We start from the raw sequence: 25,206 nt of genomic DNA on the forward strand, positions 1-25,206 counted from the left end.
CCGTCGAAGGTGAACGGCAGGTGCCGTATTGCTGAACACTCCCCAACCTACCGCCCCTGGCGTCCATCCCGGGCGATCGGGCGCCAGCCGGTGGTTATGGTGGTGCCATGGACTCCACCTGGTCGGTGCTGGCCGCGCTGACCTTCGGCATCCTGCTCGGGGCCGGATTCACGATCGTGCTCCACATGGCCGAGCGTCGCGGTCAGAGCGCAGCGCGCGTCGTCGCACCCACCATCCCCGACGGGGTCGATCAGGTGCTCGACGTGCTCGAGTCGGCGGGGGTGGTCCTCGACCCGTCGAACAACGTGCTGCGCGCGTCGCCGGGTGCGCTCGCGATGGGGCTGGTCCGCAACCAGATGCTCGTGCACGCCGAGCTCGTCGAGCTCGTGGCATCCGTCCGGCGGACGGGCGAGCCGATCGCGACCGAGCTGGAGCTCGCGCGCGGGCCGTTCAGCGACGCCACCATGCGCCTCGCGGTCCGCGTGGCCCGCCTCGGGACGCGGTTCGTGCTGCTGCTCGCCGACGACCGCACCGAGGCGCACCGCCTCGACGAGGTCCGGCGCGACTTCATCGCCAACATCAGCCACGAGCTGAAGACGCCGATCGCGTCGGTGAGCCTGCTCGCCGAGGCGCTCGACCACGCCGCCGACGAGCCCGAGCAGGTGCGCCGCTTCGCCGATCGGCTGTCGGTCGAGTCGAACCGCCTGGCGCACATCACGGGCGAGGTCATCGAGCTCTCCCGGCTGCAGGCGCGCGACGCGCTCCGCCGCGACGAGCTGATCGACGTCGACCGCATCGTCGCGGCCGCGGTCGACCAGAACCGGGTGGTGGCCGCCGCGAAGGGCGTCGAGGTCGCCGTGCGCGCCAAGTCTGGCGCCGAGGTCTACGGCGACCAGGCCCTGCTCATCGTCGCGGTGCACAACCTGGTCTCCAACGCGATCGCCTACTCGAGCGAGGGCGGCCGCGTCGGCGTGGGCGTCCGCGTCGACGGCGACGCCGTCGAGATCTCGGTCGCCGACCAGGGCATCGGCATCGCGGCCGACGACCTCGATCGGGTGTTCGAGCGCTTCTACCGCGTCGACCAGGCGCGCTCGCGCAACACCGGCGGCTCCGGACTCGGCCTCAGCATCGTCAAGCACACCGTGCAGAACCACGGCGGCGACGTGCGCGTGTGGTCGCGTCCCGGTCGCGGCTCGACCTTCACGATCCGGCTGCCGCTCGCGGAGCGCCCGGTGACGCCGCCCGACGCCGGCGACGCCGAGGCCGCCTCCGTGCAGCCCGCGCCCGCGCCCGTCCGCCCCGAGACCCCAGCCCGAATCGCCGCCGCGCTGCCGTCGGCACCCGCCCGAGGAGACACCGAGTGACCCGCATCCTGCTCGTCGAGGACGAGATCGCCCTCAGCGACCCCCTGAGCTTCCTGCTCGAGCGCGAGGGGTACGAGGTGGAGGTGACGGCCGACGGGCCGTCGGCGGTCGCCGCGTTCGACCGCGACGGTGCCGACCTCGTGCTGCTCGACCTCATGCTGCCCGGCCTGCCGGGCACCGAGGTGTGCCGCGAGATCCGCCAGCGCTCCACGGTGCCGATCATCATGCTGACCGCGAAGGACTCCGAGGTCGACATCGTGGTCGGGCTCGAGCTCGGCGCCGACGACTACGTGACCAAGCCGTACTCGACGCGCGAGCTGCTCGCCCGCATCCGGGCCGTGCTGCGCCGCCGCATCGAGCCCGACGACGTCGGTGACGGCATCATCGCGGGCGGCCGCGTGCGCATGGACGTCGACCGGCACACCGTGGAGGTCGACGGACGACCGGTGGCCATGCCGCTGAAGGAATTCGAGCTGCTCGAGCTGCTCATGCGCAACGCCGGCCGTGTGCTCACCCGTGGGCAGCTCATCGACAGGGTGTGGGGGAGCGACTACTTCGGCGACACGAAGACGCTCGACGTGCACATCAAGCGGATCCGCTCCAAGATCGAGGTCACGCCCTCCGAGCCCGTGCAGCTGGTCACCGTGCGCGGCCTCGGCTACCGCTTCGAGGCGTAGGCGCCGCCGAGACGACGAGGGCGGATGTCGCGGCTCGCGCCGTGGCATCCGCCCTCGTGGGCCTGGTGCCGGCGGACCGGCCGCCGCGAACGCTGACTAGGGGACGAGGTCCTCGTACTCGGGCAGGCCGCCGTCGAGCACGGGAACCTGGACCTCGAGGCCCTCTTCGGTGCCGTGCTGGAAGTACATGGCGACGAGGCCGCCGACCTCGGCGCCGAGGTCGTCGATGAGCAGCGGCTCCTCGTCGGCGGCACCGAGCGAGACCGTCTCGCCCGCCTCGACGTCGACCTCGAACGTGGCGCCGCCGTCGACGAGCTCGATCTCGATCGTGGCGTCGTCTTCTCCGGAGTTGGTGAAGGAGGCGACGAAGTTGCCCTCTTCGCCGTCGTCGCTCACGACCAGCGCGTTGCGCATCTCGATCGAGCCGAGGTCGGCCGAGACGCCATCGCTCGGGTCGTACTTCTCGGTGGTGGCCTGGTAGGTCACCATGGCGCAGCCGCTTCCGCCGATGGCGATGCCGAGAGCCAGAGCAGCGGATGCCGCGAGACGCGCCTTCACAGGACCTCCAATGACGAGCGTGCGCGCGGGCGCATGAAGCCCGCGCGCATGGGTTCGGGTCGAGTGTAGCCTACGGCGCAGGGCCGTCCCGGGCATGGAGGCGGAACCCTAGCAGGAACTCGGTGTGATATCCTGAAAGTTGCCGAAAGGACACCGATTCATGCTTTTTGAGGTTGGCGAGACCGTCGTTTACCCCCACCACGGAGCCGCAACGATCGTTGAAGTCAAGAAACGCGTCATCAAGGGCGAAGAGAAGCTGTACCTCAAGCTGAACGTCACGCAGGGCGACCTCGTCATCGAGGTGCCCGCCGAGAACGTCGACCTCGTCGGCGTGCGCGACGTCATCGGCAAGGAGGGGCTCGACAAGGTCTTCGAGGTGCTGCGCGCACCGTTCACCGAGGAGCCGACCAACTGGTCGCGCCGGTACAAGGCGAACCTCGAGAAGCTCGCCTCCGGCGACGTCATCAAGGTCTCCGAGGTCGTCCGCGACCTCTGGCGCCGCGACCAGGACCGCGGCCTGTCGGCCGGCGAGAAGCGCATGCTCGCCAAGGCACGCCAGATCCTGATCTCCGAGCTCGCGCTCGCCGAGAAGACCGACGAGGAGCAGGCGTCGACCGTGCTCGACGAGGTCCTCGCCTCCTAGTCGCGGGCGATACGCTCGAGACGTGAACGCGAGCGCCTCGACCGTCGCCGTCATCGTCGTCGCCGCCGGAAGCGGCGCGCGCCTCGGCCACTCCGAGCCGAAGGCGTTCGTGCCGCTCGGCGGCGACACGGTCCTCGGCGTCGCGCTGGATGCCGTTCTCGGCATGCGCGAGGCGCCGCACGTCGTGGTCGTCGTTCCCGGCGATCGCGTCGACGAGGCGCGCGACCGGTACGCCGGGCGCGCGGCCGCGACATCCGCCCCCTTCGACGTGGTCGCCGGGGGACTCACGCGCCAGCAGTCCGTCGCCAACGGCCTCGCGGTGCTGCCGCACGTCGTCGAGACCGTGCTCGTGCACGACGCGGCGAGGCCGCTCACGCCGGCGGCGCTGTTCGACGAGGTCGCCGCGGCCGTCCGCGCGCGCGGACACGGCATCGTGCCCGGGCTCCAGGTCGTCGACACCATCAAGCGCGTCGACGCGCACGGGCGCGTGCTCGAAACGGTCGACCGGTCCGAGCTCGCCGCCATGCAGACGCCGCAGGGGTTCCCGCGCGAGTCGCTCGAGGTCGCGTACGCGCGGGCCGAGGGCGAAGCGACCGACGATGCCGCCCTCGTCGCGGCGACCGGCGTGGCCGTCGAGGTCGTGCCCGGTGACACGCGCGCGTTCAAGATCACCGTGCCCGCCGACCTGCACCGGGCCGAGCAGCTCGTGGCCGAGCGCGGGGGAGCCGATGGCGTGGCGCGCCCCGCACTCGAGCGACTGCCGCGCGCGGCATCCGTCGCCGTCCCCCGGGTCGGAACCGGCATCGACGTGCACGCCTACGCCGACGACTCCGGCGCGCCGCTCTGGCTGGCCGGGCTGCACTGGCCGGGGGAGCGCGGGCTCTCGGGGCACAGCGACGGCGACGCGGTCGCCCACGCGATCTGCGACGCCATCCTCGCCGCCGCCGGCCTCGGTGACATCGGCGGCATGTTCGGCACCGACGACCCGCGCCTCGCGGGCGCGCACGGCGAGGTGTTCCTCGCCGAGACCGTGCGGCGCCTCGCCGACGCCGGGTTCCGCGTGGGGAACGTGTCGGTGCAGGTCGTCGGCAACCGGCCCAAGCTCGCGCCGCGCCGCGCCGAGGCCGAGGCGCTGCTCTCGCGCGTCGTCGGCGCACCCGTGAGCGTGGCCGCGACGACGACCGACGGACTCGGCTTCACCGGCCGCGGCGAGGGCGTCGCCGCGATCGCGACGGCGACCGTCGTGCCGACCTGAGCGAGTCGTCGGACTCGAGTGCGGACGCGCCGACCTGGGTCGGCGCGTCGTCTGACGTGTCCGACGACTCGCCGCGCGATCCGTGAGAGCCCGCGAGAGGCCGCCCTCAGCGCGACATCCGTCCTCGCCCGGCCCCGGCACGGCCCCGCCGGTAGGCTTGCGGGGTGACCGTGCGACTCTACGACTCGAAGGCCCAGGCCCTGCGTGACTTCGTGCCCCTCGAGGAGGGGCACGTCGGCATGTACGTCTGCGGTCCGACGGTTCAGTCGGCCCCGCACATCGGGCACCTGCGGAGCGCGCTCGTGTACGACCTGATGCGCCGCTGGTTCGCCGCGAGCGGCTACCGGGTCACGTTCGTGCGCAACGTCACCGACATCGACGACAAGATCCTGAACGCCGCCGCCGAGGAGGGCATCGGCGAGCAGTGGTGGTCGCTGGCCTACCGGTACGAGCTGGAGTTCACGGCCGCGTACAACGCGCTCGGCATCCAGCCGCCGACCTACGAACCGCGGGCCACGGCGAGCGTCACGCAGATGCAGCGGATCATCGAGCGGCTCATCGAACTCGGGCACGCCTACCCAGCGCCCGACGGCTCGGGCGACGTCTACTTCGACACCGGCAGCTGGCCCGCCTACGGCGAGCTCACCCGCCAGTCGCGCGAGAACATGGAGGCGGCCGCCGACTCCGATCCGCGCGGCAAGCGCGACCCCCGCGATTTCGCGCTCTGGAAGGGGCACAAGCCGACCGAGCCCGCCTCGGCCGGCTGGGAGTCGCCGTGGGGTCCCGGGCGGCCCGGATGGCACATCGAGTGCTCGGCGATGGCCGCGCGCTACCTCGGCACCGAGTTCGACCTGCACGGCGGCGGACTCGACCTGCGCTTCCCGCACCACGAGAACGAGCTCGCCCAGTCGACTGCGGCGGGGCAGCCGTTCGCGCGGTACTGGGTGCACAACGGGCTCGTCAACGTCGGCGGGCAGAAGATGTCGAAGTCGCTCGGCAACTCCGTCTACGCGTCCGAGCTCACCGCGCTCGCCTCGCCGCTCGCCGTGCGGTACCTGCTCGGCAAGGCGCACTACCGGTCGACGCTCGACTACTCGCCCGACTCGCTCGCCGAGGCCGAGGCCGCGGTCGACCGCATCCGCACGTTCCTCACTCGCGTCGAGCGCCGGCTCGACGGCACGCGCTACGCGGGCGAGGGCACGGATGGCACGTGGCCCGACGCCTTCGCGACGGCGATGGACGACGACCTCGGCGTGCCCCAGGCGCTCGCCGTCCTGCACGAGACCGTGAGCGCCGGCAACCAGGCCCTCGACGGCGAAGACCTCGGCGCGGCCGCCGACCTGCGCGGTCAGGTGCTCGCCATGGTGCGCGTGCTCGGCATCGACCCGACCGACCCGCACTGGTCGACCGACGCTGGCCCCGCTGCATCCGCCCTCGACGCGCTCGTCGCCCGGCTGCTCGCCGACCGCCGCGCGGCCCGCGACGCCAAGGACTGGGCCGCCGCCGACCGCATCCGCGCCGAACTCGCCGACGCCGGCATCACCATCGAAGACAGCCAGACCGGAACGCATTGGAGCCTCACGTCATGAAGGGCAGCAGCGGAAAGCCTCGCGCCGGAGCGGTGCGCAAGAAGGGCAAGGGCCAGAAGGTCGGCACCGGCGGCCACAGCCGCAAGGCGCTCGAGGGCAAGGGCCCCACGCCGAAGGCCGAGGACCGGCCCTACCACCAGGCGTACAAGCGCAAGGCCGCGGCCGAGCGCGCCGCCGCGAAGTCCGGCGGGCGCGCGCCCGCCCGCGCCGGGGCGCCGCGCGGCGCGTCCGGCGCGTCGCGTCGCGCGAAGTCGGGCGACGAGTCCGAGATCGTGACCGGCCGCAACGCCGTCGTCGAGGCGCTGCGCACGCGCATCCCCGCGACGACGCTGTACCTCGCCGCCCGGATCGAGATGGACGACCGCGTGAAGGAGGCCGTGAAGATCGCCACCAACCGCGGCATCCCGATCCTCGAGGTGATGCGGCCCGAGCTCGACCGGCTCGCGGGTGAGGGCGGCGTGCACCAGGGTCTCGCGCTCAAGGTGCCGCCGTACGAGTACGCGCACCCGATCGACCTGCTCGACGAGGTGCTCGCCGACGACGAGACGCCGCTGTTCGTGGCGCTCGACGGCGTCACCGACCCGCGCAACCTCGGAGCGATCATCCGCTCGACCGCCGCCTTCGGCGGGCAGGGCGTGATCGTGCCGCAGCGCCGGTCGGTCGGGGTGACCGCGGCCGCATGGAAGACCTCGGCCGGCGCGGCCGCTCGCGTGCCGGTCGCGATGGCGCCCAACCTGACGCAGACGCTCAAGGCGCTGAAGGACCGCGGGGTCTTCGTGCTCGGCCTCGACGGTGGCGGCGACGTGTCGCTGCCCGGGCTCGACTTCGCCGACCGGCCCATCGTGATCGTCGTCGGGTCGGAGGGCAAGGGCCTGTCGCGCCTGGTCACCGAGACCTGCGACGCCGTCGTCTCGATCCCGATCTCCGCCGCGACCGAGTCGCTCAACGCGGGCATCGCAGCCTCGGTCACCCTCTACGAGATCGCCAAGCTCCGCGCCCAGCCGGTGGCCGAGTGAGGCGCTGAAGGGCCCGTACCGAGACCACCGGGGGTGGTCGCGGTTCAGACCTTGAGGCGCCAGTCGCCCTCGTCGTCGGGGTCGTGCACGGGGATCGCGGCCGTGTCGGGGGCGATCGATGGCAGCGACGTCGTGATGGCCTCGGTGGGCGGCCCGATCACGGTCGCCTCGTCGCGGCGGTGCCGCAGCACGTCGTTGATGTAGGCCGTCAGGGCTTCGGCGAGGGGGATGTCGCGCGCCTCCTGCTGAGCCATGTACCACCGGTGCTCGAGCAGCTCGTGGAACACCTCGGCGGGCTCGAGCTTGCCGCGCAGCTCCTGCGGCACCGCCCGGAGCACGGGCTCGAACACGCGCATGAGCCACTCGTGCGCGACCATCTCCTCGTCCTGGTCCTGCTTGTTGTAGGCCGCGCGGTACGAGTCGAGGTCGTTGAGCAGCCGCCGCGCCTGGTTCTCGCCCGCGTCGAGGCCGGTGAGCCGCAGCAGCCGTCGCTGGTGGTGCCCGGCGTCGACGACCTTCGGCTGGATGCGCAGCGTGGTGCCGCTCTCGTCGGTGCGGATCGCGAGCTCCTCGATGTCGAAGCCGAGCTCGTTCAGCCGGTTGACGCGCTCGTTGATACGCCAGCGCTCGGCGACGCCGAACGACTCGCTGCCTGTGAGCTCCTTCCAGAGGTTGCGGTACGCGTCGACGATGCCGTCGGAGATGCGCACGGGATCGAGCTCGTCGGCCACGCGACCGCCGGCCTCGAGGTCGAGCAGCTCGCCGGCGATGTTCACGCGCGCGATCTCGAGATCGTTCTCGCGCTGCCCGTTCGACAGGCCGCCCTCGTAGAGCTTGCCCGTCTCGGCGTCGACGAGGTAGGCGGCGAACGCGCCCGCATCGCGCCGGAACAGCGTGTTCGACAGCGACACGTCGCCCCAGAAGAACCCGATGATGTGCAGCCGGACGAGGAGCACGGCGAGCGCATCCACGAGGCGCGTCGCGGTGTCGGGGCGCAGCGTCTGGGAGAACAGCGCGCGGTAGGGGAGGGAGAAGCGCAGGTGACGGGTGACGAGCACCGGGGCGAGCTCGGCTCCGTCGACATCGGTCCGGTTGGTGATGACGGCGACGGGCTCGACGCACGGGATCTCGAGCCGCTGCAGCGTGCGGAGCATCTCGTACTCGCCCTTGGCCATCTCGGCCGTCGTCTCCTTGATCGCGACGACGTGGCCGCTGAGGTGCGCGAATCGCACGAGGTGCCGCGAGATGCCCTTCGGGAGCGCCGCGATGTTCTCGCTGGGCCACGCCTCGAGGGGAAGATGCCACGGGAGGTCGAGCAGTGCGGGATCGGTCATGGCCGACGTGATCGAGAGTGTGCCGCTCATCACGCCCAGCGTACCCGGGAACGACGATGCCGGCCGGGCCGAAGCCCGACCGGCATCGCGATCAGTGCGATGTGCGTCAGCTGACGACCGGCGCCTTGAGCAGGCGCGCACCCGACTCGGCGTCGAACACGTGCACGTGCTTCGGCGTGGGGAGCAGGTAGACGGTGTCGCCCGCGAACGGGTGGACGCGGCCGTCGACGCGCGCGACGATGTCGGTGCGCTTGCCCTCGATCGTCGAGTGGCCGTAGAGGTAGCCGTCGGCGCCGAGCTCCTCGACGAGGTCGACCACGACCTCGAGGCCCTCGCCCTGGGTGCTGGACACCTGGATGTCCTCGGGACGCACGCCGACCGTGACGATCGGGCCGGAGGCCGAGGCGAGTGCGTCACGCTCGACATCCACGGTCGCCGTGCCGAACTTGATGCCGCCGTCGACGACATCGGCGTGGAACAGGTTCATCGCCGGCGAGCCGATGAAGCCCGCGACGAACACGTTGTTCGGCCGCTCGTACAGTTCGCGCGGCGTGCCGACCTGCTGCAGGACGCCGTCCTTCAGCACGGCGATGCGGTCGCCCATGGTGAGCGCCTCGGTCTGGTCGTGCGTGACGTAGACCGTGGTGACGCCGAGGCGGCGCTGGAGCGAGGCGATCTGGGTACGGGTCTGCACGCGCAGCTTGGCGTCGAGGTTCGACAGCGGCTCGTCCATGAGGAACACCTGCGGCTGGCGCACGATCGCGCGGCCCATGGCGACGCGCTGGCGCTGGCCGCCGGAGAGCGCCTTCGGCTTGCGGTTGAGGTACGGCTCGAGGTCGAGCAGCTTCGCGGCCTCGAGGACGCGCGCGGCGCGCTCCTCCTTGCCGACGCCGGCGATCTTGAGCGCGAAGCCCATGTTCTCGGCGACGGTCATGTGGGGGTACAGCGCGTAGTTCTGGAAGACCATCGCGATGTCGCGGTCCTTCGGCGGCACATCGGTGACGTTGCGGTCGCCGATGAAGATGTTCCCCTCGTTGACCTCTTCGAGGCCCGCGAGCATGCGAAGCGAGGTGGACTTGCCGCAGCCCGACGGACCGACCAGGACGAGGAATTCCCCGTCTGCGATCTCGAGGTCGAGCTTGTCGACGGCGGGACGGGTGCCACCCGGGTAGAGGCGGGTGGCCTTGTCGAACGTGACTGACGCCATGGTTCTGTGCTCCTTCACCGGCAGGTACGTGCCGGACGATCCGTAGTGAATGGAAACGCCGACATCGGTGTCGACGCTCCCTCAGTATGACATGGCTCCGGAGGACCGGAGGAATCGCGACGTCGCCGCCGAGGCGGGGGCGCACGACTGCGCGGATGTGCCGTCCCGCCCGGTCGGGGCGCCGTTTGGGCGATTCCCAGCGATCCTCCCTACACTCGGCGGTGCGCGTGCCCTCGTTCGTGCGCGCCCACAGCGACCCGGAGTTGACCATCGATGACCACTGGCGGACCCACCCAGCCACGCCCCACCCGTAACGAACGTCGCGAGGCGGCCCGCGAGAAGGCCCGCGTCCTTCGCGAGGAGCAGCGCAACCGCGACCGCCGGACGAAGCTGCTGATCCAGGGCGGCGTGGTCGTGGCGATCCTCGCGGTCGTGGCGCTGGTGGTGGGACTGGTGCTGCAGAACTCGCAGCCCGAGGGTCCCGGTCCGCGCAACATGGCCAGTGACGGCATCCTGATGATCGGCGGCGAGGGCGGCATCGAGGCCGTCTCGACGCCGGCGGTGCCCGAGGGCGGCGAGCCGACTCCGACCGAGCCCGACGAGAGCGGCACGGTCGCCAACATCGTGACCTACATCGATTACCTGTGCCCCTACTGCGGCCAGTTCGAGAACACGAACAACGACACCATGCGCACCATGGTCGAGTCGGGTGCGGCGACGCTCGAGGTGCACCCGATCGCCATCCTCACCAACAAGTCGGCGGGCACGCAGTTCTCGCTTCGCGCGGCGAACGCCGCGGCGTGCGTGGCCGAGACCTCTCCCGAGGCGTTCTTCGACTTCAACGCGCTCATGTTCGAGAATCAGCCCGAGGAGCTCTCCACCGGCCTGACGAACGACGAGATCAAGGAGATCGCGTCGCAGGCCGGCGCCTCGGGCTCGGTCGACGCGTGCATCGACGAGACCCGCTTCAAGGGCTGGGTGCAGGATGCCACGGAGCGGGCGCTGACCGGCCCCATCCCCAACTCCGAGCTCGACTCGATCACGGGCACGCCCACGGTCCTGGTCAACGGCAAGCAGTACGTCGGCTCGCTCGAGGACACGGCCGAGTTCCAGGCCTTCGTGCTGCAGGCCGCCGGCGAGAGCTACTCGGAGTCGAACGGCACCCCCACCCCGACACCGACGCCGGCCGCGGGCTGAGTCGCGGGACCCGCGAGCGGCCCGGCCGTCCGGCCGGGCTGCCGTCGTGCGCCGCCCCAAGCCGTCGGTAGGATGTGGGGGAATCACCTGCCGGCTTGGCGCAATTGGTAGCGCACCGCTCTTGTAAAGCGGTGGTTACGGGTTCGAGTCCCGTAGCCGGCTCCAGACCGGGCTCGCCGCCGCCGCGTCAGCCGATCGAGCTGAGGCGCCCCTCGGCGACCGGGGCCCGGCGCCGCTCGGGCCGTCCGGTCAGCGGCTTCCCGCCGACGTAGAGCCAGCCCATGAGCCGCTCGTCGTCGGCGAGGCCGTGCATGCGCGCGACCGCCGGATGCCGCGTGTACGGGCCCGTGCGCCACATCGCGCCCCATCCGGCCTCGTCGAGGAGCATGGTCAGGACGTGCCCGACGCCGGCGGCGCAGGCCTCCTGCTCCCACTCGGGCACCTTCGGATGCGGACGGACGACGGCGACGAGCGCGAGGAGCAGCGGCGCCCGCCGCGGCTTGCCCGCGAGCTTCACCGCGGCGTCGCCGTCGACGCCGGCCGCCTCCACCAGCGCATCGCCGAGCCGGTTCCGGGCCTCGCCGCGGAGCGCGATCACGCGCCAGGGCACCAGCGCGCCGTGGTCGGACACCCGGCCCGCCGCCTCGAGGAGCTCCTCGAGCTCGGCGTCGGAGGGCGCGTCATCCGTCACCTTCGGCCAGGATCGCCGCGCCAGCGCGGCCGCGCGAACGGACGCCATGCTCAGGATTCGGGAGCGAAGTCGAGCGCGATCGAGTTCATGCAGTACCGGTCGCCGGTCGGCGTGCCGAACCCGTCGGGGAAGACGTGGCCCAGGTGGGAGCCGCAGCTCGCGCAGCGGACCTCGGTGCGCACCATCCCGAGCGAGGTGTCCTCGATCAGCTCGACGGCCTCGGGGCGCACGGACTCGTAGAAGCTCGGCCACCCGCAACCCGAGTCGAACTTGGTCCCGCTCCGGAAGAGCTCGGCACCGCACGCGGCGCAGGCGTAGACGCCCGCGCGCTCCTCGTCGAGCAGCTCGCCCGTCCACGGGCGCTCGGTCGCGGCCTCGCGCAGCACCGCATACTGATCGGCATCGAGCTGCTCACGCCACTCCTCGTCGGACTTGCTCACCTGGTACGCCATGCGGTCTGCTCCTCGTGCACGTGGGGGGACCCCTCCATCGTCGCGCATCCCGCGACGCCCGGTGCAACGTGCGAGGCCTCCGCGATGTTCCGAGGGCGTACCGACCGGGCGGTGAGGTGCGCGAGCGTGGCGTGCGGCGGCTTCGCGGCATCCGGTCTCTAGGATGGCGTCCAACGCGAGCCCGACGGAGGTGGCATGCTCGACGACCGCCAGCGCGACATCCTCGCCTTCGAGGCGCGACCGTGGCGCGATGCGGCGCGCAAGGCCGACGCGATCCGAGACGAGCTGGGGATGTCGGCGGCCCGGTACTACCGTCAGCTCGGCGCACTGGTGGACTCGCCCGACGCGCTCCGGCACGACCCGATGCTCGTCAAGCGGCTGCAGCGGCAGCGCGAGGCGCGCGCGGAGGCCCGCGCACGTCGTACGATTCCCCACGGCCATCCGCACGGCTGAGCCGACCCCGACCCCCCACGACTGGACCCATGGCGCAGAAGTTCCCCCGTGACCGATTCGACTCGATCCCGCACGGCATCGAGCGGGTCGGCGCGCACCGCGCCCCGGCGCGACGCCGCAACCGCTGGGTCGCGTTCGGCTGGGCGGCCCTGGCGACCGTCGTGCTCGCGGTCGCCGGGATCGCGGCGGTGGCCGTCTTCAACGACCGCCTCGACTTCGGCGACGCCGCGGTGCCGACGGCCTCGCCTGAGCCGGTCGTCACGGCCGAGCCGACGATCGCGCCCGACATCCCCGTCGCCGTGCTGAACGGCACGACGACCGCGGGGCTCGCGGCGCGGGCGAGCGAGACCCTCGCGGCCGGCGGCGTGCCCGTGGGCGTCGCGTCGAACGCCGACGCGAACGATGTCCAGGAGACCGTCGTCTACTACGCGACGGCCGAGCTCGAGGGGGCGGCCCGCGGGGTGGCGCAGCTGCTGCCCGGTGCCGACGTGCGGCTCTCCGCGGAGTCCGCCGAGTCGGGCATCCAGCTCGTGGTGGTGCTGGGCGCCGACTACGCCGAGCAGACCGCCGGCTGAGCCGGTGACCGAATCGTTGCCATTCTGCGACCATTCGTGACGCGCAGCCTCTTGTGCCCGGCGCGCGGCCTGTGACTATCTGGAGTCGGTCGCTCGAAACCCGTGTGAAGCACCCGGCGCCCCACCGGCGCCACGTCAGCACGTCGGACGGCCCGGTACAGGCGAGAGGCACGTGCTGACTCGGATTCACGGCAACATGGGAGCAACGCATGGCGAACGGAACCGTCAAGTGGTTCAACGCTGAAAAGGGTTACGGATTCATCACCGTCGACGGCGGGGGCCAGGACGTCTTCGTCCACTACTCCGCGATCGACATGGCCGGGTACAAGGTGCTCGAGGAGGGCCAGCAGGTCGTCTTCGAGGTCGGCTCGGGCGCGAAGGGCCCGCAGGCCGAGGCCGTCCGCCCGGCCTGAGCCCCGTCTCACGGAAGCGCCGCCGTCTCGACCGGCGGCGCTTCCGCATGTCCGCGCGTGTCTGCCGGTGCCCTCCTCGCTTGCACTCGGGACGGGTGAGTGCCAGAATCGTTTTAGCACTCGCTCGTTTCGAGTGCTAACCCACGGTTCTTAGACGTCCGGGAAGGGACGAGAGACACACATGGCAAAGATCATTGCTTTCGATGAGGAGGCCCGTCGCGGCCTCGAGCGTGGCCTCAACACGCTCGCCGACGCGGTCAAGGTGACCCTCGGCCCGCGCGGCCGCAACGTCGTGCTCGAGAAGAAGTGGGGCGCGCCCACGATCACCAACGACGGCGTGTCCATCGCCAAGGAGATCGAGCTCGACGACCCGTACGAGAAGATCGGCGCCGAGCTCGTCAAGGAGGTCGCGAAGAAGACCGACGACGTCGCCGGTGACGGCACCACCACGTCGGTCGTGCTCGCCCAGGCGCTCGTGCGCGAGGGCCTCCGCAACGTCGCCGCGGGCGCCGACCCCATCTCGCTCAAGCGCGGCATCGAGAAGGCCGTCGCGGCCGTCTCCGAGGAGCTCCTCGCCGCCGCGAAGGAGATCGAGACCAAGGACGAGATCGCCGCGACCGCGTCGATCTCGGCCGCCGACCCCCAGATCGGCGAGATCATCGCCGAGGCGATCGACAAGGTCGGCAAGGAGGGCGTCGTCACCGTCGAGGAGTCGAACACCTTCGGCACCGAGCTCGAGCTGACCGAGGGCATGCGCTTCGACAAGGGCTACCTGTCGGCGTACTTCGTCACCGACCCGGAGCGCCAGGAGGCGGTGTTCGAGGACCCGTACATCCTCATCGCCAACCAGAAGATCTCCAACATCAAGGACCTGCTCCCGATCGTCGACAAGGTGATCCAGTCGGGCAAGCAGCTCCTGATCATCGCCGAGGATGTCGACGGCGAGGCCCTGGCCACGCTCGTCGTGAACAAGATCCGCGGCATCTTCAAGTCGGTCGCCGTCAAGGCGCCGGGCTTCGGCGACCGCCGCAAGGCCCAGCTCCAGGACATCGCGATCCTCACCGGCGGCCAGGTCATCTCCGAGGAGGTCGGCCTCAAGCTCGAGAACGCCACCCTCGACCTGCTCGGCCAGGCGCGCAAGGTCGTCATCACCAAGGATGAGACGACCATCGTCGAGGGCGCCGGCGACCCCGACCAGATCGCGGGCCGCGTCGCCCAGATCCGCTCGGAGATCGACAACACCGACTCCGACTACGACCGCGAGAAGCTGCAGGAGCGCCTCGCCAAGCTCGCCGGCGGCGTCGCCGTCATCAAGGCGGGCGCGGCCACCGAGGTCGAGCTCAAGGAGCGCAAGCACCGCATCGAGGACGCCGTCCGCAACGCGAAGGCCGCCGTCGAGGAGGGCATCGTCGCCGGTGGCGGCGTCGCGCTGATCCAGGCCGGCAAGGTCGCATTCGGCAAGCTCGAGCTCGAGGGCGACGAGTCGACCGGTGCGAACATCGTCAAGGTCGCCATCGAGGCGCCGCTCAAGCAGATCGCCCTCAACGCCGGCCTCGAGCCGGGTGTCGTGGCCAACAAGGTCTCGGAGCTGCCCGCGGGTCACGGCCTCAACGCCGCGACCGGCGAGTACGGCGACCTGCTCGCGCAGGGCATCATCGACCCGGCGAAGGTCACCCGCTCGGCGCTGCAGAACGCCGCGTCCATCGCGGGCCTGTTCCTCACCACCGAGGCCGTCGTCGCCGACAAGCCCGAGAAGGCTGCCGCCCCCGCGGCCGCCGACATGGGCGGCGGCATGGACTTCTAGTCCCGCCTCGGCTCGCGCCGAACCACGCGAAGGGCGTCTCCTCCGGGAGGCGCCCTTCGTCGTGCACGGGCCGGTACTGTACTCGGACACGGGCGGTCGGGCCGCCCGGCGGTGCGAGGCGGGGTGCGGATGAGCGGGTTCCACGAGGTGCTGCAGCGCGGTGCCGGCGTCGACGACGGCATGACCTACCTCCCCGCCGAAGCGGAGACGCTGTTCTGGGGACGCCTTCCCGCCCGCGGCGACGCGCCCGTGCTCGAGGTCGACTCCGGCGACGAGGTCGTGATCGACACCGTGAGCCACGAGGGCCTCCTGGAGGACCAGGGCCGCGATCCGGCGGCCTGGTTCGCCCGGCACGGCGTGCCGCGCGAGCACGTGCTCGACGAGGCGGTCGCGCTCGCGACATCCGCCCACCCTCGCGACGCCGCGGCGGACGGGCCGCACGTGGTCACCGGGCCGATCCGCGTGCGCGGCGCCCGGCCGGGCGACCTGCTCCGCCTGACGCTCCTCGAGGCCGTGCCGCGGGTGCCGTACGGCGTGATCTCGAACCGCCACGGTCGCGGCGCGCTGCCGGGCGAGTTCCCGCGGCAGCCCGGCAACGTGAGCGTGTTCACGCCGATCGAGCAGGACGACTCGGGCGGATGGTTCGGCGCGCTGCCCCTGGAGGACGGCGGCGAACGGGCGGTGCGCTTCCCGCTCGCCCCGTTCCTCGGCGTCATGGGCGTCGCCGTCGACGCCGACGAACGGCCGCATTCGGTGCCGCCGGGCTCCCACGGCGGCAACATCGACATCAAGCTGCTCACCGCGGGCGCGAGCCTCTACCTGCCCGTGCAGGTGCCGGGCGCGCTCGCGTACGTCGGCGATCCGCACTTCGCGCAGGGCGACGGCGAGGTGGCGTTGACCGCGCTCGAGGGGTCGCTCCGAGTGCGGCTGCGTTTCGAGGTGGTGCCGGCCGAGACGGCGGTCCGCGAGTTCGGGGCGATCGCCGGACCGCTCGCGGAGACCGGCGAGTACCTCGTGCCCACCGGCATGGACCCCGACCTCGACGTCGCGATGCGGGAGTGCGTGCGCAACGCCGTCGCGCTCCTCGGCGCGCGGTACGGGATGGCGCCGCACCTCGCCTACGCGTACCTGAGCGCGGCGACCGACTTCGACATCTCGCAGGTGGTCGACCTGGTCAAGGGCGTGCATGCGCGCATCCGGACGAGCGACTTCCGGCGCGTGGGGTCGGCCGGCCGAGGCGGCGGGGTCGCGTGACCGAGCGGATGGCGCAGCCGCCGGATCCGCGGGTGTGGCGCGCCGTCGGCGACCCGCTCGTCGCGCCGACCGGGCGCGGTGCGCTCGACGGGTGCCTCGTCGCGGTCAAGGACGTGTTCGCGGTCGCGGGCTTCGCCATCGGCGCGGGGGTGCCGGCGTACCTCGACGAGGCACCGCGCGAGTCGGGGTCGGCCGCGAGCCTGCGCCGCCTGCTCGGTGCCGGCGCGGCGGTGCGCGGCATCGCCCGCACCGACCAGTTCGCGTACAGCATCGCCGGCCGGAACGCCGCGTACGGCACCCCGCCGAACCCCGCGGTGCCAGGGGCGATCCCCGGAGGCTCATCCAGCGGCCCGGCCTCGGCGGTCGCGCTCGGCCAGGCCGATCTCGGCCTCGGGACCGACACGGCCGGGTCGATCCGCGTGCCGGCCTCGTACCAGGGCCTCTGGGGCCTGCGGACCACGCACGGAGCCGTGCGCCGCGACGGCGTGCTGCCGCTCGCGCCGTCGTTCGACACCGTGGGCTGGCTGGCCCGAGACCCGGCCGTGCTCGAAGCGGCGGCGGTCGCGAGCCTCGACCCCGGCGACGGCGGCGCCGCGGTGCGACGGCCGACCGGCGGCCTCGTGAGCTCGACCGCGCTCGCCGGGTCCGCGATGCCCGGAGTGCAGGACGCCCTCCGCGCGGCACTCGCCGGCTGGGCGCGTGACGTGGTCGACCTCGCTGCTCCGGCGCTCGGTGAGGCCGCGCTCGACGAGCTGCACGAGGACTTCCGCACGGTGCAGGCCGCGGAGGCCTGGGCCGCGCACGGCGCGTGGCTGCGTGCGCATCCGGGAGTGCTCGGGGCCGACGTGGCGGCACGCTTCGCATGGGCCTCCACGGTCGCACCGGAGGCGGAGCGAGCCGCCCGGGCAGGTCTGGCCGCCGCTCGCCGGGCGATCGACGCGGTCCTGGGCGATGCCGTGCTCGTGCTCCCCTCCGCGGCATCCGTCGCCCCGGCCCTCGATGCCGACGGCGTGGAGCTCGAGGCGGTGCGCGCGGCGACGCTCCGGATGACCGCGGTCGCCGGCGTCACGGGCCGCCCGGCGCTCTCGGTGCCCCTGCTGACGGTTGACGCCGCGCCCGTCGGCGTATGCCTCGTCGGACCGCGCGGCACCGACACGGCGCTGATCGGCCTCGCTCGCGAGCTCGCCGCCGGCACGTCACCTCGCTGAAACACGCGTTCCGTAGCCTGCCCTCCTGGGACATCCGAGTCAGGGGGGCGTCATCATGGCAGCGCCGATCGACCCGCCCGCGCGACTGCTCATGGGTCCCGGTCCCGTCAACGCCCATCCCCGCGTGCTGCGGGCGATGTCGGCACCGCTCGTCGGGCAGTACGACCCGGCGATGACGGTGTACATGAACGAGACCATGGCGCTGTACCGCGGCGTGTTCCGCACGCGGAACGCCGCGACGCTCGTCGTCGACGGCACGTCGCGCGCCGGCATCGAGGCGGCCATGGTGTCGCTCGTGGCGCCGGGCGACCGGGTTCTGGTGCCGGTGTTCGGCCGGTTCGGGCTCCTGCTGGCCGAGGTCGCGCGCCGCGCGGGTGCCGAGGTGCACGTGCGCGAGGTCGAGTGGGGCGGCGTGTTCCCGGTAGCCGCGATCGAGCGGGCGATCGTGGAGGTGCGGCCGGCACTGCTCGCCATCGTGCACGGCGACACGTCGACCACCGTCGCGCAGCCGCTCGACGAGCTCGGAGAGCTCTGCCGGCGGCACGGCGTGCTCATGTACGCGGATGTCACCGCCTCGCTCGGCGGCAACCGGTTCGAGATGGACGAGTGGGGCCTCGACGCCGCCACGGCCGGCCTGCAGAAGTGCCTCGGCGGTCCGTCGGGCAGCGCGCCGATCAGCCTGTCGGAGGCGGCCGTCGAGCGGATCCGGTCGCGGACGAGCGTGGAGGCCGGCCTCCGAGCGCCGGACGACCCGGAGCGCGACGATCCCATCCGGTCGAACTACTTCGACCTCGGCATGATCCTCGAGTACTGGGGCGAGCGGCGACTCAACCACCACACCGAGGCGACCTCGATGCTCTACGCCGCGCACGAGTGCGCGCGGATCCTGCTCGAGGAGGGCGTCGATCGCGCCGTCGAGCGGCACCGACTGCACGGCATCGCGATGCTCGAGGGCGTCGAGGCGCTCGGCCTCGGCGTGTTCGGCGACCGGGCCCACCGCATGCACAACGTCGTGGGCGTGCGGATCCCCGACGGCATCGACGGCGAGCGCGTGCGCTCGGCGCTCCTCGAGGACTTCGCGATCGAGATCGGCACCTCGTTCGGGCCGTTGCACGGTCGCATCTGGCGGATCGGGACCATGGGCGTCAACGCGCGCCGCGACGCCGTGCTGACCACGCTGGCCGCGCTCGAGCAGGTGCTGCGCGCCGAGGGGCACGCGTGCGCGGCGGGGGCGGGCGTCGGTGCGGCCCGTGACGTCTACGCGGGAGCCGCCGCGTGAGCAGCGTGCCGCCCCCGACGACGCTCGCGGCCGCCGAGCGCGTGCTCGAGCGCTGCGAGCAGCTCGCGGCGGTCTCGGCCCATCCCGGGCGCATCGAGCGCCTGCACCTCTCGGCCGAGCATCGTGGCGCGAACGAGCTCGCCGGAGCCTGGTTGTCGGGCGCGGGCCTCGCGACCTGGGTCGACGCCGGCGCGAACCGGTGCGGGCGCCTCGAGGGCGCGACCGAGGGCCTTCCCGCGCTGCTGCTCGGCTCGCACCTCGACACCGTGCGCGACGCGGGCCGCTACGACGGCACGCTCGGGGTGCTCGTCGCCATCGAGGTGGCCGAGCGGATGGCACGCCGCGGCGATCCGCTGCCCTTCGCGCTCGAGGTGGTGGGCTTCGCCGACGAGGAGGGCACGCGCTTCGGCACCCCGCTGCTCGGCAGTCGCGCGCTCGCCGGCGGCTTCGACCCCGCATGGTGGCACCTGCGCGACGCCGAGGGGCGCACGCTCCGCGAGACGTTCGCCGCCTTCGGCCTCGATCCCGACCACCTGCCCGGCGCCGCCCGGCGGCCGGACTCGCTCGTCGGCTACCTCGAGGTGCACATCGAGCAGGGGCCGTACCTGGAGGAGGCCGACCGCGCCCTGGCGGTGGTCTCCTCGATCGCCGGGGCCCGGCGCTTCGAGCTCGCGATGACCGGGCACGCCGGCCACGCGGGCGGCACGCCGTACGAGCGGCGTCGGGACGCGCTCGTGGGCGCGAGCCGGCTCGTGGTCGACGTCGAGGCCATCGGACGCCGTCGCGGCGTGATCGCGACCGTCGGCCGGCTCGAGGCGTTCCCCGGGGGAATCAACGTGATCCCGGGCCGCGTGGAGTTCACCCTCGACCTGCGCGGTGAGGTCGATGCCGCGCGCGACGAGGCGCTCGCCGAGATCCTCCGGCGCGGCCGGGAGATCGCTTCGACGCGCGGACTCCGGTTCGGGGTGAACGAGCTCTCGCGTGCCGACGCGACGCCGTGCGCGCCGTGGCTTCGCGAGGCGGTGGCCGCCGGCGTCCGCCGGACGGGTGATCGTGAGCCGCTGACGCTGTGGAGCCGGGCCGGCCACGACGGCATGGCGGTGCACGCGGTCGCCGACATCGCGATGCTGTTCGTGCGGTGCGGCAACGGCGGCATCAGCCATCACCCCGACGAGACCGTGGCGCTCGCGGATGTCGCCGCCGCGATCGATGCCCTCGAGGGCGCCGTGCTCGCGGTCGCGGAGGCGATCCGCGCCGACGGCGGTCGCTACAGTGGACGCACGCCGCACCGGCTGCGGCGGGAGGGGGTGCCCATGTCAGACGTTCCCGGCGGCGACGAGCCGTTCCGCGATCGGCTGCGGGCCTGCCTGCACGTGGAGCGCTGGGTCGAGGAGGTCGCCGCCCACGCGCCGTACCCCGGCCTCGAGGCGCTGCTCGCGGCGGCGGAGGCCGCGGCCTCGCCGCTCTCGCCGGCCGAGGTCGACGAGGCCCTCGCCGCGCATCCCCGCATCGGCGAGCGCGCGGCTGGGGATGGCGCCGCGCAGCGGTTCTCCCGGTCGGAGCAGGCGTCGGCCGACGCCGAGGATCCCGAGCTCGCGGCGGCGATCGCGCGGGGCAATCGCGCGTACGAGGAACGGTTCGGACGCATCTTCCTGATCCGGGCCGCCGGTCGCTCCCGCGCGGAGATCCTCTCCGAGCTCGAGCGGAGGCTCACGCTCAGCGACGACGAGGAGCTCGCGGTCGTCGGCGGGCAGCTGCGCGAGATCGCCCTGCTGCGGCTGCGGAGGATGTTCGCCGACGCGTCGACGCCGATCGGGGCCGCGGCATGAGCGTTCGCAGCCACGTGACGACGCACGTGCTCGACGCCGTGCAGGGGCGCCCCGCCGAGGGGATCGCGGTGCGGCTCGAGGCGCTCGCCGGAGGCGCCTGGACGGCCGTCGCGTCGGGCGTGACCGATGCCGACGGTCGGATCGGGGTGCTCGGCCCCGCGCTGCTGCCCGAGGGCGTGTACCGTGCGGTCTTCGACACGGGCGCCTACTTCGGCGATCGCCCGACGTTCTACCCCGAGGTCGTCATCGTGTTCGAGGTCGCCGACGCTGCCGAGCACTACCACGTTCCGCTGCTGCTCAGCCCGTTCGCGTACTCGACCTACCGGGGAAGCTAGCATCGGGCCCGCGGGGGTTCGGATCTGACGGGCGAAGGAGCGGCGGATGGGCATCGTGCTCGGCGACAACCAGTACGGCAAGGCGGAGAACCGGATCGTGCGGCTGGTGCGCGACGCTCCGCGGCACGAGATCCGGGACGTGAACGTGTCGACCGCGCTCCGGGGCGACTTCGCCGACGCGCACCTCGTGGGCGACCAGTCGAACGTGCTGCCCACGGACACCCAGAAGCAGACGGCGTACGCCTACGCGAAGCAGGTCGGGATCGAGTCGATCGAGGCGTACGGCCTTGCGCTCGCCCGTCACTTCGTCGACGACGTCGAGCCGGTCGAGGCGGCCCGTGTCGAGGTCGAGGAGTACGCGTGGGAGCGCGTGTCGGTGGAGGGGCGGGAGCACGACCACGCCTGGGTCCGGCGGGGGCAGGAGGTGCGGACCGCCTCGGTGACGGTCGAGGGCACGGGCGGGGCGCAACGCACGTGGGTCACGGGCGGCCTGAAGGACCTCGTGATCCTGAAGTCGACGGGCTCCGAGTTCCACGGCTTCCTCCAGGACCCGTACACGGTGCTGCAGCCGACGACCGACCGCATCATGGCGACCTCGCTCACCGCCCGATGGCGGTTCGCGACCGCCGAGGGAGACTGGAACGCGATCTACGAGGGGGTGCGGCGGGCGCTGGTCGAGACGTTCGCGACCGTGCACTCGCTCGCGCTGCAGCAGACGCTCTACGAGATGGGCCGCGCGGTGCTCGAGGCGTACGACGACATCGCCGAGGTGCGGCTCTCGGCACCCAACAAGCACCACTTCCTGTACGACCTGGCGCCGTTCGGCATCGACAATCCGGGTGAGGTCTTCCACGCCGACGACCGACCCTACGGGCTCATCCAGGCCAGCGTGACCCGCGACGACGCGCCGGACGCCGGGCCGGCGTGGCAGGCGTACACCGGCCTGGTCTGAGGGCGGATGGGCCCGCGCAGGTCGGCCGGTCAGCGCACGAAGAGCCGGGCGTTGGACTGCTCGACGTCGGCGTAGTGCATCGCCGCCGCGCCGAGCGCGTGGCCCAGCCCGGCCAGGCTCTCCTCGACGTGCTGCTGCGTCGCGCGCCAGTCGGTGACCGCGGCCTGGAAGGCCGTCGCCGCCTGCCCCGACCACGACCCCTGCAGTCCGGTGAGTTGCGCCATGAGCGAGGCGACCTCGGAGCGGACCCGCTCGATGGTGGCGTGCGCGCTCTGCGTGGCCATCTGGACCTGCTCGCTGTCGACCTGGTACCTCGTCATCATGCGTCCTTCCGCTCGGTGTACGCCGCCACGCTACGGGCGCGTGCGAGGCCGTCGGCCGGCGGTCGCGCCATCCGTCGTCGTGGGCTCGTCGCGCGCGACTGGGGAGGACGGGTCGGTGCCGGGCCGGCCTGCCTCAGGACGAGGTCACGGGCTGCGGCGCCGCCGGCGAGCTCGCGAGCGGGAGCGCCACGCGGAAGGTCGCGCCGCCCCCCGGCGTCTCGACGACGTCGACGTGCCCGTTGTGTGCGGCGACGATCGACGAGACGATCGCGAGCCCGAGGCCCGAGCCGCCCGTCTCGCGGGTGCGGGAGGAGTCGGCACGCCAGAACCGCTGGAAGATCTTCTCCCGGATCTGCGGCGGCACGCCCTCACCGTGGTCGACGATCTCGAGCATCGCGCGCTCGGCCGTGTCGTCGATCGAGACGCGGATCTCGATGGGGCTGTCCTCGGGCGTGAAGCGCATCGCGTTGCCCATCAGGTTGGTGATGACCTGGCGGATCTTGTTCTCCTCGGCCAGCACGATCGCGCGCCGGACCGGCACCGTCGGCAGGTCGGCCTGGAGCGCGCCCGTCGTCGAGGCATCGGCGGGCCCGAGGTCGGTGCCGCCTGCGCGACGATCGCCGGCCGCGGTCGTGGCACGCGCCTCGGCCCGCGCCGAACGCGAACCGCCGGCCCCACCTCGGCCGCCGCCCCGCCGCGACCGGCCCGACGTCGCGGCGGCGCCCGCGACCGCCGGCGTGCGTCGTCCGCGTAGGCGCGCGAGCGTCGCGCCGGCGAGGGCGATCGGCCCTGCGCTGGCGCGGGCGGGCGTCGCGTCGAGGTCGACCTCGACATCGACCGGCACCACGCCGACCGAGTCGGTCCTCACGTCCTCCGGGGCGATCACGGTGACCGCGCGACCGGGGTTCGCGGCCATGGCGTCGAGCGCCGCGTCGCGTGCGAGCGGCACCAGGTCGACCTCGGCGAGGTCGAGCGGCTTGGCCTCGTCGAGGCGGGCGAGGGCCAGCAGGTCCTCGACGAGGCCGCCCATGCGGATGGCCTCCTTCTCGATGCGGTCCATCGCCTGCGCGACATCCTCGGGCGACTGCAACGCGCCCATCCGGTACAGCTCGGCGTAGCCCCGAACCGAGACGAGGGGCGTGCGCAGCTCGTGCGAGGCATCCCCGACGAACCGTCGCATCTGGTCGATGGTGCGGGCGCGGTCGCGGAACGCGCGGTCGATGCGGTTGAGCATCGTGTTGAGCGAGCGGTTGAGGCGTCCGACCTCGGTGTTCGGGGTGGCGCCGCCGAGGCGCTGGCTGAAGTCGCCGTCGGCGATCGCGGCCGCGGTGTGCTCGACCTCGCGCAGGGGGGCGAAGGTCGAGGTGACGAGCATGCGCGTGAGGAGCGCGCCGACGAGCACGACGCCGAGGCCGAAGCCGAGGAAGATCGTCAGGTACGCCGCGAGCAGCCGCTCCGTGTCCTGCGAGGAGATCGCGAGGATGATCGGGGCCAGGGCGCCGCGCCCGTCGGCGTCCATGAGCGCGTAGACGCCGCGGAAGGTGGGTTCGCCGTTGGCGTCGGAGAGCGAGAACACGCGGTAGCCGCCGCCCGAGTTCTGCGAGACCACGTCGGCCTGGGTGAGCCGCTCGGGCAGCATCGGATAGGTCGCCTTCTCGCGGTTCGACCAGTTGTGCCCCTTGAACTCGCCCGTGGTGGGGTCGTACACGGCCACGAAGACGTCGTCGGACGAGCTGAAGTCGAGCCCGCTGAGGTTGGCATCCTCGTCGGGCTCGTCGCCGTCCTGCGTGAAGTACTTGTAGAGGTCGCCCGAGGCGATCGCGCTGAGCTTGGACTCGAGCTGGCTCTCGACGTAGCTGCGGAGCATCGCCGCCGTGCCGATGCCGGACACGAGGAGCCCGAGCGTCAGCATGAGCACGGTGACGCCCGTGATCTTCGTGCGGAGCGAGATCCGGCTCCAGCGGTCGGCGAGGGTCTGGTGCATGGCGGGCCGAGTCTACGCAGGCACCCTGTACCGGTCCTGAACTAGGACTTCGACGACTTCAGCATGTAGCCGAAGCCGCGCTTGGTCTGGATGAGCGGCTCGGACGAGTGCTGGTCGAGCTTTCGGCGGAGGTACGAGATGTAGCTCTCGACGATGCCCGCGTCGCCGTTGAAGTCGTACTCCCACACGTGGTCGAGGATCTGCGCCTTCGAAAGCACGCGGTTGGGGTTCAGCATGAGGTAGCGCAGCAGCTTGAACTCGGTGGGGGAGAGCTCGACCGGCACGTCGCCGACGAGCACCTCGTGCGTGTCCTGGTCCATGGTCAGCTCACCGGTGCGGATGACCGCATCCTCCTCGGCGTGCATGGTGCGGCGCAGGATGGCGCGGATGCGCGCCACGATCTCGTCGAGGCTGAACGGCTTGGTCACGTAGTCGTCGCCGCCCACGGTGAGTCCCGTGATCTTGTCCTCGGTGTCGTCCTTCGCGGTGAGGAAGAGGATGGGCGCGGTGTAGCCGGCCGACCGGAGCCGCTTCGTGACGCCGAAGCCGTTCATGTCGGGCAGCATCACGTCGAGGATGATGAGGTCGGGTTCCTCCTCGAGCACGGCCGAGATGGTCTGCGCGCCGTTCGCGACGGCTCGCACCGCGAACCCGGCGAAGCGGAGGCTCGTCGTCAGCAGGTCGCGGATGTTGGGCTCGTCGTCCACGATCAGGATGCGGGGTCCGTCGCTCATACCCCCGATTCTGCTGCGCGTGGGCTGAATCCCGGCTGGGAATCCGTTGGGCCGCCCGTGCGACGCGCCTGACGAGGGAC

Annotated in this window: 25 protein-coding genes and 1 tRNA gene; 18 read left to right on the forward strand and 8 right to left on the reverse strand. The window is 72.3% G+C overall.

The window, feature by feature from the left end:
- Positions 1–107: 107 nt before the first annotated feature.
- Complete coding sequence (locus ACZ4TW_RS14465) at positions 108–1,364, forward strand: sensor histidine kinase (RefSeq protein ID WP_465543548.1); 1,257 nt, start codon at positions 108–110, stop codon at positions 1,362–1,364.
- Complete coding sequence (locus tag ACZ4TW_RS14470) at positions 1,361–2,041, forward strand: response regulator (RefSeq protein ID WP_465543550.1); 681 nt, start codon at positions 1,361–1,363, stop codon at positions 2,039–2,041. Before ACZ4TW_RS14465 ends, ACZ4TW_RS14470 begins: the two co-directional genes overlap by 4 nt.
- Before the next feature lie 96 nt (positions 2,042–2,137).
- On the opposite strand, the gene ACZ4TW_RS14475 is transcribed toward ACZ4TW_RS14470, so the two are convergent.
- Positions 2,138–2,599, reverse strand: a complete 462-nt coding sequence (locus tag ACZ4TW_RS14475) for a DNA modification methylase (protein WP_465543552.1) — start codon at positions 2,597–2,599, stop codon at positions 2,138–2,140.
- 160 nt (positions 2,600–2,759) lie between these two features.
- Here ACZ4TW_RS14475 and ACZ4TW_RS14480 point away from each other — a divergent pair, with 160 nt between their 5' ends.
- From ACZ4TW_RS14480 to rlmB, 4 genes are all read left to right on the forward strand, one after another.
- Positions 2,760–3,242, forward strand: coding sequence for a CarD family transcriptional regulator (locus ACZ4TW_RS14480; protein ID WP_465543554.1), 483 nt, complete (start codon positions 2,760–2,762; stop codon positions 3,240–3,242).
- Positions 3,243–3,264: 22 nt separating this feature from the next.
- Complete coding sequence (ispD, locus tag ACZ4TW_RS14485) at positions 3,265–4,497, forward strand: 2-C-methyl-D-erythritol 4-phosphate cytidylyltransferase (RefSeq protein ID WP_465543556.1); 1,233 nt, start codon at positions 3,265–3,267, stop codon at positions 4,495–4,497.
- Positions 4,498–4,661: 164 nt separating this feature from the next.
- On the forward strand, positions 4,662–6,086 hold the full coding sequence (gene cysS, locus ACZ4TW_RS14490; protein WP_465543558.1) for a cysteine--tRNA ligase: 1,425 nt from the start codon (positions 4,662–4,664) through the stop codon (positions 6,084–6,086).
- Entirely contained in the window at positions 6,083–7,102 is a 1,020-nt protein-coding gene (gene rlmB, locus ACZ4TW_RS14495; RefSeq protein WP_465543560.1) for a 23S rRNA (guanosine(2251)-2'-O)-methyltransferase RlmB, read from the forward strand. Before cysS ends, rlmB begins: the two co-directional genes overlap by 4 nt.
- A gap of 44 nt (positions 7,103–7,146) precedes the next feature.
- On the opposite strand, the gene ACZ4TW_RS14500 is transcribed toward rlmB, so the two are convergent.
- Entirely contained in the window at positions 7,147–8,466 is a 1,320-nt protein-coding gene (locus tag ACZ4TW_RS14500; RefSeq protein WP_465543562.1) for a DUF4032 domain-containing protein, read from the reverse strand.
- 76 nt (positions 8,467–8,542) lie between these two features.
- Complete coding sequence (locus tag ACZ4TW_RS14505; protein WP_465543563.1) at positions 8,543–9,643, reverse strand: ABC transporter ATP-binding protein; 1,101 nt, start codon at positions 9,641–9,643, stop codon at positions 8,543–8,545.
- Between the two features lie 273 nt (positions 9,644–9,916).
- On the opposite strand from ACZ4TW_RS14505, the gene ACZ4TW_RS14510 reads away from it, so the two are divergent.
- Entirely contained in the window at positions 9,917–10,840 is a 924-nt protein-coding gene (locus ACZ4TW_RS14510; RefSeq protein ID WP_465543565.1) for a DsbA family protein, read from the forward strand.
- A gap of 89 nt (positions 10,841–10,929) precedes the next feature.
- Positions 10,930–11,005 (forward strand) — tRNA-Thr (locus ACZ4TW_RS14515).
- Positions 11,006–11,027: 22 nt separating this feature from the next.
- On the opposite strand, the gene ACZ4TW_RS14520 is transcribed toward ACZ4TW_RS14515, so the two are convergent.
- Together ACZ4TW_RS14520 and msrB are read right to left on the reverse strand one after the other, a co-directional pair.
- Positions 11,028–11,579: a nitroreductase family protein gene (locus ACZ4TW_RS14520; protein ID WP_465543567.1), complete on the reverse strand. Its 552-nt coding sequence runs from the start codon at positions 11,577–11,579 to the stop codon at positions 11,028–11,030.
- 2 nt (positions 11,580–11,581) lie between these two features.
- Positions 11,582–11,983: a peptide-methionine (R)-S-oxide reductase MsrB gene (msrB, locus tag ACZ4TW_RS14525; protein ID WP_465543569.1), complete on the reverse strand. Its 402-nt coding sequence runs from the start codon at positions 11,981–11,983 to the stop codon at positions 11,582–11,584.
- 195 nt (positions 11,984–12,178) lie between these two features.
- Here msrB and ACZ4TW_RS14530 point away from each other — a divergent pair, with 195 nt between their 5' ends.
- The 10 genes from ACZ4TW_RS14530 (at position 12,179) to pucL (ending at position 22,085) form a co-directional block, all read left to right on the forward strand.
- Positions 12,179–12,436 carry a DUF3263 domain-containing protein gene (locus ACZ4TW_RS14530; RefSeq protein ID WP_465543571.1) on the forward strand — a complete coding sequence of 86 codons (258 nt, stop codon included), beginning with the start codon at positions 12,179–12,181 and terminating at the stop codon, positions 12,434–12,436.
- A gap of 29 nt (positions 12,437–12,465) precedes the next feature.
- Complete coding sequence (locus ACZ4TW_RS14535; protein ID WP_465543573.1) at positions 12,466–13,011, forward strand: LytR C-terminal domain-containing protein; 546 nt, start codon at positions 12,466–12,468, stop codon at positions 13,009–13,011.
- A 209-nt stretch (positions 13,012–13,220) separates the two neighbouring features.
- Complete coding sequence (locus ACZ4TW_RS14540) at positions 13,221–13,424, forward strand: cold-shock protein (protein WP_465543575.1); 204 nt, start codon at positions 13,221–13,223, stop codon at positions 13,422–13,424.
- A gap of 181 nt (positions 13,425–13,605) precedes the next feature.
- Positions 13,606–15,228: a chaperonin GroEL gene (gene groL, locus ACZ4TW_RS14545; protein WP_465543577.1), complete on the forward strand. Its 1,623-nt coding sequence runs from the start codon at positions 13,606–13,608 to the stop codon at positions 15,226–15,228.
- A 129-nt stretch (positions 15,229–15,357) separates the two neighbouring features.
- On the forward strand, positions 15,358–16,482 hold the full coding sequence (locus tag ACZ4TW_RS14550) for an acetamidase/formamidase family protein (RefSeq protein WP_465543579.1): 1,125 nt from the start codon (positions 15,358–15,360) through the stop codon (positions 16,480–16,482).
- Entirely contained in the window at positions 16,479–17,690 is a 1,212-nt protein-coding gene (locus tag ACZ4TW_RS14555; protein WP_465543581.1) for an amidase family protein, read from the forward strand. Before ACZ4TW_RS14550 ends, ACZ4TW_RS14555 begins: the two co-directional genes overlap by 4 nt.
- A 55-nt stretch (positions 17,691–17,745) precedes the next feature.
- Positions 17,746–18,969, forward strand: coding sequence for a pyridoxal-phosphate-dependent aminotransferase family protein (locus ACZ4TW_RS14560; RefSeq protein WP_465543583.1), 1,224 nt, complete (start codon positions 17,746–17,748; stop codon positions 18,967–18,969).
- Positions 18,966–20,798 carry an allantoate amidohydrolase gene (locus tag ACZ4TW_RS14565; protein WP_465543585.1) on the forward strand — a complete coding sequence of 611 codons (1,833 nt, stop codon included), beginning with the start codon at positions 18,966–18,968 and terminating at the stop codon, positions 20,796–20,798. Before ACZ4TW_RS14560 ends, ACZ4TW_RS14565 begins: the two co-directional genes overlap by 4 nt.
- Positions 20,795–21,133: a hydroxyisourate hydrolase gene (uraH, locus tag ACZ4TW_RS14570; protein WP_465543587.1), complete on the forward strand. Its 339-nt coding sequence runs from the start codon at positions 20,795–20,797 to the stop codon at positions 21,131–21,133. Before ACZ4TW_RS14565 ends, uraH begins: the two co-directional genes overlap by 4 nt.
- Positions 21,134–21,179: 46 nt before the next feature.
- Entirely contained in the window at positions 21,180–22,085 is a 906-nt protein-coding gene (pucL, locus tag ACZ4TW_RS14575; RefSeq protein WP_465543589.1) for a factor-independent urate hydroxylase, read from the forward strand.
- A 29-nt stretch (positions 22,086–22,114) separates the two neighbouring features.
- Here pucL and ACZ4TW_RS14580 read toward each other — a convergent pair whose 3' ends face one another.
- From ACZ4TW_RS14580 to ACZ4TW_RS14590, 3 genes are all read right to left on the reverse strand, one after another.
- A complete protein-coding gene (locus ACZ4TW_RS14580) occupies positions 22,115–22,405 on the reverse strand; it encodes a WXG100 family type VII secretion target (protein ID WP_465543591.1) in 291 nt (96 codons plus the stop codon).
- Positions 22,406–22,541: 136 nt separating this feature from the next.
- Positions 22,542–24,392: a sensor histidine kinase gene (locus ACZ4TW_RS14585; RefSeq protein ID WP_465543593.1), complete on the reverse strand. Its 1,851-nt coding sequence runs from the start codon at positions 24,390–24,392 to the stop codon at positions 22,542–22,544.
- 41 nt (positions 24,393–24,433) lie between these two features.
- A complete protein-coding gene (locus tag ACZ4TW_RS14590) occupies positions 24,434–25,126 on the reverse strand; it encodes a response regulator transcription factor (protein WP_092668794.1) in 693 nt (230 codons plus the stop codon).
- Positions 25,127–25,206 lie beyond the last annotated feature (80 nt).

The sequence above is a fragment of the Agromyces sp. NPDC029043 genome, assembly GCF_055564615.1.